General features: G+C 70.1%; 9 protein-coding genes. 5 read left to right on the forward strand and 4 right to left on the reverse strand.

Annotation, left to right across the window (positions count from 1 at the left end; genetic code table 11):
* Positions 1–11: 11 nt before the first annotated feature.
* On the reverse strand, positions 12–692 hold the full coding sequence (locus R1Z03_RS16350; protein ID WP_317352831.1) for a DsbA family oxidoreductase: 681 nt from the start codon (positions 690–692) through the stop codon (positions 12–14).
* A 215-nt stretch (positions 693–907) separates the two neighbouring features.
* On the opposite strand from R1Z03_RS16350, the gene ada reads away from it, so the two are divergent.
* The 3 genes from ada to alkB are packed head-to-tail and all read left to right on the forward strand — an operon-like array spanning position 908 to position 3,381.
* Complete coding sequence (gene ada, locus R1Z03_RS16355; RefSeq protein ID WP_317360404.1) at positions 908–1,978, forward strand: bifunctional DNA-binding transcriptional regulator/O6-methylguanine-DNA methyltransferase Ada; 1,071 nt, start codon at positions 908–910, stop codon at positions 1,976–1,978.
* Entirely contained in the window at positions 1,975–2,679 is a 705-nt protein-coding gene (locus R1Z03_RS16360) for a 2OG-Fe(II) oxygenase (protein WP_317352834.1), read from the forward strand. The genes ada and R1Z03_RS16360 overlap by 4 nt, the downstream gene beginning before the upstream one ends.
* 51 nt (positions 2,680–2,730) lie before the next feature.
* A complete protein-coding gene (gene alkB, locus R1Z03_RS16365; RefSeq protein WP_317352837.1) occupies positions 2,731–3,381 on the forward strand; it encodes a DNA oxidative demethylase AlkB in 651 nt (216 codons plus the stop codon).
* Between the two features lie 17 nt (positions 3,382–3,398).
* Here alkB and R1Z03_RS16370 read toward each other — a convergent pair whose 3' ends face one another.
* Both R1Z03_RS16370 and R1Z03_RS16375 read right to left on the reverse strand, forming a co-directional pair.
* Entirely contained in the window at positions 3,399–4,136 is a 738-nt protein-coding gene (locus tag R1Z03_RS16370) for a hypothetical protein (protein WP_317352840.1), read from the reverse strand.
* A 665-nt stretch (positions 4,137–4,801) separates the two neighbouring features.
* On the reverse strand, positions 4,802–5,722 hold the full coding sequence (locus tag R1Z03_RS16375; RefSeq protein WP_284429834.1) for a transglutaminase family protein: 921 nt from the start codon (positions 5,720–5,722) through the stop codon (positions 4,802–4,804).
* A 270-nt stretch (positions 5,723–5,992) separates the two neighbouring features.
* Here R1Z03_RS16375 and R1Z03_RS16380 point away from each other — a divergent pair, with 270 nt between their 5' ends.
* Both R1Z03_RS16380 and R1Z03_RS16385 read left to right on the forward strand, forming a co-directional pair.
* Positions 5,993–8,113: a catalase gene (locus R1Z03_RS16380; protein ID WP_284429833.1), complete on the forward strand. Its 2,121-nt coding sequence runs from the start codon at positions 5,993–5,995 to the stop codon at positions 8,111–8,113.
* Between the two features lie 95 nt (positions 8,114–8,208).
* Positions 8,209–8,601 (forward strand): response regulator, encoded by a 393-nt coding sequence (locus R1Z03_RS16385; RefSeq protein ID WP_372588161.1) that lies wholly within the window; start codon positions 8,209–8,211, stop codon positions 8,599–8,601.
* Between the two features lie 140 nt (positions 8,602–8,741).
* On the opposite strand, the gene R1Z03_RS16390 is transcribed toward R1Z03_RS16385, so the two are convergent.
* Positions 8,742–9,866 (reverse strand): hybrid sensor histidine kinase/response regulator, encoded by a 1,125-nt coding sequence (locus R1Z03_RS16390; RefSeq protein ID WP_284429832.1) that lies wholly within the window; start codon positions 9,864–9,866, stop codon positions 8,742–8,744.
* Positions 9,867–9,879: the final 13 nt, after the last annotated feature.

Here is a 9,879-nt window from a genome sequence, read left to right on the forward strand (position 1 = left end):
GCTGATCCGAATCACTGGCCGGCGGCGATCTGGCGCAGCGCCTGCTCGAACACCTCGGGCGGCTGGCCGCCCTGGATGAGGTGGCGGTCGTTGATGATGACCGCCGGCACCGAATGGATGCCGTGCTGCTGGTAGAACGCCTCGCGTTCGCGCACCACGTCGGCGTATTCGCCCGAGGCCAGCACGGCCTGCGCCCGGTCCGCATCCAGGCCGGCGCCGGCCGCCGCGCGCACCAGCACGCCATGGTCGCCCGGGCTCTGCCCATCGGTGAAGTAGGCCTTGAACAGTGCGTGCTTCAGGGCCGTCTGCGCAGCCTCGCCGCCCGCCTCGCCCGCCCAGTGCAGCAGGCGGTGCGCATCGAACGTGTTGTAGATGCGGCTGCGCTGCCCCATGTCGAACGTGAAGCCCAGCGCGGCGCCGCGTTCGGCGATGGCTTCGCGGTTGCTCTGCGACTGCTCAGGCGTGGCACCGTATTTTTCGGCCAGGTGCTCGGCGATGTCCTGGCCTTCCGGCGCCATCTGGGGATTGAGCTCGAACGGCTGGAAGTGCAGCTGCGCCGCCACCGTGCCGTCCAGCCGGTCCAGGGCCTGCTCCAGCGCGTGCAGGCCGATGGCGCACCAGGGGCAGGACACGTCGGAGACGAAATCGATCTTGAGGGGGACGGGGGTGGCAGGGGCCGGGGGGGTGGTCATGGCAACTCCATTGCAAAGGGCGAACGTGTGATGCTAGGCCGCCTCCCATGACCGTGCACGCCTGTGGGCACTGCCCGTCGGCCTGCGAATGCGATCGCAAGAACCGGGGTGCGGGCCCGCCGCGCCGTGCGTAGATTCAAGGCCAGGCCCTTACCATTGAACGAGGAATCGACGCCATGGCTTCCCGCCCCCACTCCTGCCCCACCCCACGCCCCATGTCCCCGGCGGCGCAGCGCGCCGCCGCCACGCTGGCCGATCCCCGGTGGGCGGCCGTCGCGGCGCGGGACGCCCAGGCCGATGGCCGCTTCGTCTATTCGGTCCGCACCACCGGCGTGTATTGCCGGCCCTCGTGCGCCGCCCGGCCCGCCCGGCCAGAGAACGTGGACTTCCATGCCACGGCCGAGGCGGCGGCGCGCGCCGGCTTCCGGCCCTGCCGGCGCTGCCACCCGGACCGGCCCGCCGGCTTCGATCCGCATGCCGAGACAGTGGCGCGGCTGTGCCGCCTGATCGAAGCCAGCGAGCCTCCACCGTCGCTGGACGCGCTGGCGCAAGCCGCCGGGCTCAGCCCGCACCACCTGCACCGCGTGTTCAAGGCAGCCACCGGCCTCACGCCGCGCGCCTACGCCGCAGCGCACCGCGCGGGAAAGCTGCGCGACGGCCTGCCCCACGCCGGCACGGTGACCGAGGCCCTCTATGCCGCGGGCTATGGATCGCAGGGGCGCTTTTACGAAGAGGCTGGCCGCGTGCTCGGCATGGCGCCCAGCCGCTACCGCACCGGGGGCGCGCAGGTGCGCATCCGCTTCGCGGTGGGCCAGTGCAGCCTGGGCGCGGTGCTGGCGGCGGCCAGCGAGCGGGGCCTGTGCGCCCTGCTGCTGGGCGACGACCCCGACGCGCTGGTGCGCGATCTGCAGGACCGCTTTCCGCGCGCGGAACTGCTCGGGGCCGATGCCGCGTTCGAGCAGTGGATGGCGCAGGTGATCGGCTTCGTTGATGCGCCCCGGCGCGGGCTGGCCCTGCCGCTGGACGTGCAGGGCACGGTGTTCCAGCAGCGGGTGTGGACCGCGCTGCAGGCCATCGCCCCCGGCGAGACGGCCAGCTACGCGCAGATCGCCGAGCGCATCGGCGCGCCGCGCGCGGTGCGGGCCGTGGCCCAGGCGTGCGGGGCCAATGCCCTGGCCGTGGCCATTCCGTGCCACCGGGTGGTGCGCACCGACGGCGCGCTCTCCGGCTACCGCTGGGGCGTGGAGCGCAAGCGGGCGCTGCTGGACAAGGAGGCCCAGGCATGAGCGCGCGCGACCCGTGCGCCATCGACTGGAACGCCGTGGCCCAGGCGCTGGACGGCCAGGGCTGCGCCGTGATCGACGCACTGCTGCCCGCGGCCGACTGCCGCGCCCTCGCCGGCCTCTACGCGCAGCCCACGCGCTTTCGCAGCCGCGTGGTGATGGAGCGCCACGGCTTCGGGCGTGGCGAATACCAGTACTTCCAGTACCCGCTGCCCGAGGCCATCGCGGCGCTGCGCACCGGGCTCTATCCGCACCTCGTGCCGGTGGCCAACCGGTGGCAGGCGGCCCTGGGCCTGGAAGACCGCTTTCCGGCGGACCACGCGGCGTTCATCGCGCGGTGCCATGCGGCCGGCCAGACGCGCCCCACCCCGCTGCTGCTGCAGTACGGCCCCGGCGACTACAACTGCCTGCACCAGGATCTGTATGGCGCGCACGTGTTTCCGCTGCAGGTGGCCGTGCTGCTCTCCGCGCCGGGGACCGATTTCACGGGTGGGGAGTTCGTGCTGACCGAGCAGCGCCCGCGCATGCAGTCGCGGCCCGAGGTGGTGCCGCTGCGCCAGGGCGATGCGGTGGTGTTCGCGGTGCACCACCGGCCGGTGCAGGGCACGCGCGGGCCCTACCGCGTGCAGATGCGGCACGGCGTGTCGCGGGTGCGCTCGGGGCAGCGGCATACCATGGGCCTCATTTTTCATGACGCGGCCTGACGGCAAGGCCCCCGGTGGTGGCCCTGGCCTCGGCCCTTCTTCGCTCACTCCATGACCGACGACCTGTTCGACACCGATGAAGCGCCGGGCGGCCGGCTCGTCCTCGGGCCCGGCGCGGTGCTGCTGCGCGGCTTCGCCCGCCCCGTGGCCGTGGCGTTGCACGCGCAGGTGGCCGCCATCGCGCGGCAGGCGCCGTGGCGCCACATGGCCACGCCGGGCGGGCGCCGCATGTCGGTGGCCACCACGAACTGCGGCGCCCTGGGCTGGGTGAGCGATGCGCGCGGCTACCGCTACGTCGCCGTGGACCCGGACAGCGGCCGGCCGTGGCCCGCCCTGCCTGCCGTGCTGTCCACGCTGGCGGGCGAGGCGGCGGCAGCGGCCGGCTTTGCGGATTTCGTCCCGGATGCCTGCCTGGTCAATCGGTATGCCCCGGGCACGCGCCTGTCGCTGCACCAGGACCGCGACGAACGCGACCTGCGGGCGCCCATCGTCTCGGTCTCGCTCGGGCTCCCGGCCACGTTCCTCTGGGGCGGCCTGGCGCGCGGCGACCGCGCCCTGCGCGTGCCGCTGCGCCATGCCGACGTGGTGGTATGGGGCGGGGAGGACCGACTGCGCTTTCACGGCGTGCTGCCCGTGGCGCAGGGCCACCACGCGGAGTGGGGAGCGGTCCGCGTGAACCTGACCTTCCGCCGGGCGGGGTGATCGGCGGTCGCGTAGCGCTACCGCCGCTCCCGTGCCCGCGCCAGCCACTGGCCCACGGCCTCCCGCACGCCGTCGGACAGCGATTCGGCCACGCCACGGGCGTACCCCTCGCCCAGCACGCCCTGCCCCGCATGGTGGAGGGCCACCACCGCGTTGGCCAGGACCACGCGGTCCAGCCCTGCGCTTCGTGGGCGGGGAGGTTCCCCATGCGCCGTGGTGGTGACCGGGGTCGCGGTGGTGTCCGGCACCTCCGGGGGCGAAATCGGCGCAGGCGCCGGGGCGCGGTGCTTCAGGTGCCAGTGGGCCATCACCGCGCCGATCCCCACGAACAACTGAAGTCCTGCCACGTCGCGGTCGGGCAGCCGCTGGAGCAGGCCCTGGACCGCCTCGCCCAGCAGCTCGCCCGCCAGCCGCGCGGCATCCAGGTCCACCAGCGCTTGCGCGATGCGGGCCACGGCCTGCGGATCGTCGCGCTCCTGCAATTGCCGCGACAGCGCGGCGGTGCCGGTGGCCAACAGCCCGGCCGCCAGCGCCACACGCTGCGCCAATGCAGCGGCAGAGGCTGGGTCTTGCAGCGTGTGCACGGCCAGCAAGGTCCATTCGGAGTGCGTTCGCATCTGCTCGCCCAGCCACAGGACGGGAGACGCCAGGTGCCGGGCACCGAACCGCAGCACGGCGGGATGGGGCTGCAGCAGGTGCATGCCGCGCGAGGCCAGCGCGCCCCAGGCGGGACCAGGGGGCGAAGCTTGGGGCAAGGCACGGGGCGGCAAGCTGGCCGCGCTCGCGGCGGCGGGGTCACCGGGAGGGATGGGCGAGCGCGGCAGGATCGCGGTGGGCTCCTGCCGTTGCGCCGAAGCACGGGGAGAGGCCGGTGCACGAGGGTGCGGACCAGCCCGAGGGCTGCCGGACCCAGCCCCCTCGTGCAAACCGCCGTCCACCGCCGCGCGGCGGGAAGGGAGCGATGAAGGAAGGGCAGCGGATGGCATGAAAGGCGCTCGGCGTTGCAGGGTGGCGAAAGAAAGGTTTCGCACGCGCGGGCCCGAAGCCGGTATTCCAGCCCGTGTTCGCCCTGTACCTGCCGCCAGGTCCTGTACAGCAGGGCCTGGCCACCTCTCCGTGAGGCTGCATTCCAACCCTGCCACGAACGGAAAGGAGGGATTCACCCGAAGAGCCATGCAACTGCGCGAAGCGGGGCCGGCCTGCCCGCGCCGGACATCGGAGATGCCATGACCGCCTTGGCGCACCAGTGCCGGGGCCTTGATTGCTACTAAATATATAGCAATCGAGCCAATGATTACTAGGGCATCGAGCAGTTTTCACGGTCACCAGGCATACCGGCTGCTTCCGCCGGCCAGCGATGCCCCCGGGCAGGGCCGCAAACAGCCCGGGCCGGAGCCACTGCGTTTCCGGCCCGTAGGCCTCAGCCGGCCATCACCGAGTGGCCACCGGACATCAAGGGTGACGCGCCCGAACTCTGCGGCGCATCGGTGGACAATGCCAAGGACGAATGCTGCGGCAACTGCAAGCCCCGCGACGGGTCTTGGACGGCCCATGCGCGGATCTTCGGCGGTTGTGACTGCACGCTGCCGAAGATGGTGGCGAACGCCACGTCCGCGGCATCCCGGCCGGTGGCCAGGCGCAGCATGCCCATGGGAATGGCCGTGCCCGACGGATCGAACAGGTACCAGCGGTCGCCGAGATAGGCCTCGACGTAGGCGTGGAAGTCCGGCGGCCCCAGCGCCGGGTCGGCGCCGTAGTCGGTGCCGGTGGCGATGCGCGCGGGAATGTTCACTGCCCGGCACAGCGCGATCATCAGGTGGGCGAAGTCGCGGCAGACGCCGACGCGCTCGACAAACGTGTCGACCGCCGAGGTGGTCGAGTTGGAGGTGTTGGAGCGGAAGGTCACGTGGTTGCGCACCCAGTCGCAGATCGCCTGAACACGGCTATAGCCCTGCCACAGGTGACCGAACTCGCGCATCGCCAGCGTGGCCAGCCGGTCCGACTGGCAGTAGCGGCTGGGAAAGATGTAGCCCACGACATCGTCGGGCAGGTGGCGAACGCCGACCTCGGGAATGAGCGCCGGATCGGCGGTGTGGTGGTGCAGGTCCACCGTCGCGGTATAGGCCAGCGTGAGTGGCCCGGGTTCGGCATGCAGCCGCAGGCAGCGGGTGCCCGTGGCGGGATCGGTGTGCAAGTGGGTCGGAATGTCCTGGCTGATGACCAGGTTCTCGTCCTGAACGATCTGGCAACGCGTCTGCGCTGCGTGGATGTTGAAGACGAAGTCAGCGCCGGGATCGCCTACCGCGTACTCCAACTCCAACTGGAGTTTCATTCGGATCATGGGGCCTGCCGTGGTGGTAGATGGGAAAGAGCCTGCGTCTGGTGGGTCGGTCATTCGATCGATGCCGCATCAGCCGCTACTGGAGTATGTGCCCCATCGCGGGCGCGCCTTGTCAGTGGACAGCGCATCGAAGTGCCAGCCCGCGCGGCAGCTCGCCCGGTGATCCGCCCTGCGGGCAGTCCGGCCGACGCGGGCTTGTCCTACACCAGCGCCCCCCTGCACGGCAAAAGATCGGCGGTCCCACGGCAATCTCAACCAAAAGGCCCCTCCATGGCAAAAGCACCCGCAGTTCCACGTCCCGTGAAAAAGGCCTCCGCCCCCTCGTCCCAGGCCCACGAAGGCGAAGAACTGCGCGGCACCGGGGGCGAATTGCAGCAGCAGGCCGCAGGCGCCCACCCGGTGCTCACCACCCAGCAGGGCATTCCGGTCGGGGACAACCAGAATTCGCTGCGGTCCACGCCCCGCGGCCCCACGCTGCTGGAGGACTTCATCCTCCGCGAAAAGATCACGCATTTCGACCACGAGCGCATTCCCGAACGCATCGTGCATGCCCGTGGCACCGCCGCGCACGGCTTCTTCGAGCTGACCGAATCGCTGTCTCAGTACACCACCGCCCGCATCCTCACCGAGGTGGGCAAGCAGACGCCACTGTTTTGCCGCTTCTCCACCGTGGCCGGCGGCGCCGGCTCGGTGGACACCCCGCGCGACGTGCGCGGCTTCGCCGTCAAGTTCTACACCGAAGAAGGCAACTGGGATCTGGTGGGCAACAACATCCCGGTGTTCTTCATCCAGGATGCGATGAAGTTTCCCGACCTGGTGCATGCCGTGAAGATGGAGCCCGACCGCGGCTTTCCGCAGGCGGCCAGCGCGCACGACACGTTCTGGGATTTCATCTCGCTGATGCCCGAGGCCATGCACATGATCATGTGGGCCATGAGCGACCGCACCATTCCGCGCAGCCTGCGCACCATGGAAGGCTTCGGCGTGCATTCCTTCCGACTGCTCGACGCAGAAGGCCAGAGCACGTTCGTGAAGTTCCACTGGCGTCCCAAGCTGGGCATCCAGTCCACGGTGTGGGACGAGGCTTTGAAGCTGCAGGCGGCGGACAACGATTTCCATCGCCGCGACCTGTTCGAGTCCATCCAGGCCGGCAGCTTCCCCGAGTGGGAACTGGGCGTGCAGCTGTTCACCGAAGAAGAGGCCGAGGCGTTCCCCTTCGACCATCTGGACCCGACCAAGCTCATCCCCGAAGAGCTGGTGCCGCTCAAGATGATCGGCCGCATGGTGCTCAACCGCTGGCCCGACAACTTCTTCGCCGAGACCGAGCAGGTGGCGTTCTGCCCCGCCAACGTGCCGCCGGGCATCGACTTCTCCAACGACCCGCTGCTGCAGGGCCGCCTGTTCTCATACCTGGACACGCAGCTGTCGCGCCTGGGAAGCCCGAATTTCGTGCAGATCCCGATCAACGCGCCCAAGTGCCCCTTCCACAACATGCAGCGCGACGGCCACATGCAGATGCAGGTGCCCAAGGGCCGCGTGGCCTATGAGCCGAGCAGCCTGCTCGGAGACAGCCCGCGCGCCTCGCTGGCACAGGGCACACGGCATTTCGCCGAAGTGGCCGATGGCGGCGCCAAGGGCCGCGTGCGGCCCGAGAGCTTTGCCGACCACTACAGCCAGGCGCGCATGTTCTTTCGCAGCCAGAGCCCGCTGGAACAGGCCCACATGGCATCGGCCCTGGTGTTCGAGTTGTCCAAGGTCGAAACGCCGGCTGTGCGGACGGCCGTGGTGGCGCAATTGCGCAATGTGGACGACAGCCTGGCCGGCCGCGTGGCGGACGGACTGGGCATGCCGGAACTCCCCGAGCCGTTCCCGGCAGCCGCCGCCGTGCAGGACCTGCCGCTGTCACCCGCGCTGCGCATCATCGACCGCATGAAGCCCACGCTGGAGGGTCGCTGCGTGGGCATCCTGGTGGCGGACGGCTCGGCCGCCGCACCCATCGCCGCGCTGCGCAAGGCGGCGGAAAAGGCCGGTGCCACAGTCAAGATCGTGGCCCCGAAGGTGGGCGGCGCCGTGCTGGCGGACGGCTCGCGGCTGCCGGCCGATGGCCAGTTGGCCGGCACGCCCTCCACGGTGTTCGACGCCGTGGCCTCGGTCCTGTCGCCCGAAGCGGGCGAGCAACTGTCGCGCGAAGCCGCTGCCGTGGACTGGTTCCGCGACGCCTTCGGCCACCTCAAGGCCATCGCCGCGTGCAAGGGCTCGCAGCCGATCCTGAAGGCCGCCGGCATCCAGCCGGACGCCGGCGTGGTGGACCCCGCTGAGACAGCAGCTTTCATTCAAGCGGCCAGCACGCGACAATGGGCGCGCGAACCCTCCGTGCGCACGCTGGCATGATGCAAGCGCTGGCCCACCCCTCCACCCCGTTTTCCACTGACGCGCGACCGCCAGCCGGAGACCTTCACAGACCGCTCGACCGGACCGACCACAGCATGACCCCTCCCTTGCGCATCCTTTACGTAGAGGACAACGCGGAGCTCCGCGAAACCATCGGCATGCTGCTGGAGGGGGACGACCGTGAAGTGTCGCTGTGCGCGACCGCCGAGGAGGCGCTGAAGCTGGATGCGCAGGGCCCCTATGACCTGGTCGTTACCGACGTCAGCCTGCCCGGCATGTCGGGCACCGACCTGTGCCGCCAACTGGTGGCGGAGAATCCGCAGCGCTGGATCGTGCTGTGCTCGGGCTACCAGTTCGGCCACGGACTGAATGCCCTGGGCCCCAATGTGCGTGCGCTGCTCAAGCCATTCGAGCTGGAAGAGCTGGAAGAGCTCATGGATTCGATTCGCGATCAATTGCGCGGATCCAGCTCCAATCACCCCGCCTGACCGCAGAGCACCGCCACAGTGAACGGGGGCTTCGTGCCCCCTTTTTTTTGTTCTTCTGGCAGCACAGCCGCCGCGGCCACGCCAATAGATCCCAACGCTCGCTGAAGCAGGCCCAGGCCGTGTGCGGCCCGTGGGGCAGATCAGCGTGCTGCCGGACGGGCCACGGCCGGCTGGCGGGGCAACTGCACATGGAAGGCCGTGTGGCCCTCGCGCGAGCAGACGTCGATGCGGCCGCCATGGCGCTGCACGATCTGGTGCACGATGTAGAGGCCCAGCCCCAGCCCCTGGTGTTGCCCCGGCTCGCGCTCCCGCCCCCGGAACGGATCGAACAGGTGGGGCACCAGTGCCGGGGGAATCGTGCCGGCATTGCGCACGGTGAACTCCACCCGGTCGGGCGCCGTGCCGTCCAGCATCACCTGCACCGGCTCGGCCGCATCGCCGTGGTGAATGGCATTGCCCAGGAGGTTGGCCGCCACCTGGCACAGGCGCTCGGCATCCCACTGGCCCGTCAGGTTGCCCTTTTGCGTGATCTCGATGGTCCGGTCGGGGTGGCTGACGTGCAGCTCGTGCACCGGGCGCTGCACCAGCTCGCCCAGGTCGGCGGGCCCGGTCTTCACGGGCAGCCCGCCGGACTGGCGCGCCCGCGTCACATCCAGCAGGTCCTCGATCATTCGGCCCATGCGCTGTGCGCTCGACTGCATCTTGCCGGCGATGGCCTGCACCTTGTCGGGCTCCTGCGGCCGCTGAAGCACCAGCGCGCTCGCCAGGAGGGCGCTCAAAGGCCCCCGCAGGTCATGGCTCAGCACGGCCATGAACATCTCGTTCACCCGCAGGGCTTCGGTGCGTTCCTGCAGTTCGCGCGCGAGGGCCACCTTCTGCTTTTGCAGGTCGAAGAACACGTTGGCCTTGTTCACCAGCACGTGCGGATCGATGGGCTTGTAGAGAAAGTCGACCGCACCGGTCTCGTAGCCCTTGAACTGCCAGTTCTGGTCGCGTGAGCCCGCCGTCATGAAGATTAGCGGCACATGCCGGGTGCGCTCGCTGCCGCGGATCAGCTCGGCCAGCTCGAAGCCGTTCATCTCGGGCATCTGCACGTCCAGCAGCGCCAGGGCCACGTCGTTGTGCACGAGGAGCAGCTCCAGCGCCTCGGAGCCCGAAGCGGCCTTGAGAACCTGCACGTCGTCGCGCTGCAGCAAGGCCTCCAGGGCGATCAGGTTTTCCTCCACGTCGTCGACGATCAGGCACTTCACCGGGGCAGTGCGCATGGGGGACGGCGGG

Source organism: Acidovorax sp. BLS4 (assembly GCF_032929295.1).
Taxonomy (GTDB): Bacteria; Pseudomonadota; Gammaproteobacteria; order Burkholderiales; family Burkholderiaceae_C; genus Paracidovorax.

Bases quoted from the DNA above. Each gene is read 5' to 3' on its own strand.
- R1Z03_RS16350 (WP_317352831.1), bottom strand. From the start codon at position 692: ATGACCACCCCCCCGGCCCCTGCCACCCCCGTCCCCCTCAAGATCGAT.
- ada (WP_317360404.1), top strand. From the start codon at position 908: ATGTCCCCGGCGGCGCAGCGCGCCGCCGCCACGCTGGCCGATCCCCGG.
- R1Z03_RS16360 (WP_317352834.1), top strand. From the start codon at position 1,975: ATGAGCGCGCGCGACCCGTGCGCCATCGACTGGAACGCCGTGGCCCAG.
- alkB (WP_317352837.1), top strand. From the start codon at position 2,731: ATGACCGACGACCTGTTCGACACCGATGAAGCGCCGGGCGGCCGGCTC.
- R1Z03_RS16375 (WP_284429834.1), bottom strand. From the start codon at position 5,722: ATGATCCGAATGAAACTCCAGTTGGAGTTGGAGTACGCGGTAGGCGAT.
- R1Z03_RS16380 (WP_284429833.1), top strand. From the start codon at position 5,993: ATGGCAAAAGCACCCGCAGTTCCACGTCCCGTGAAAAAGGCCTCCGCC.
- R1Z03_RS16385 (WP_372588161.1), top strand. From the start codon at position 8,209: ATGACCCCTCCCTTGCGCATCCTTTACGTAGAGGACAACGCGGAGCTC.
- R1Z03_RS16390 (WP_284429832.1), bottom strand. From the start codon at position 9,866: ATGCGCACTGCCCCGGTGAAGTGCCTGATCGTCGACGACGTGGAGGAA.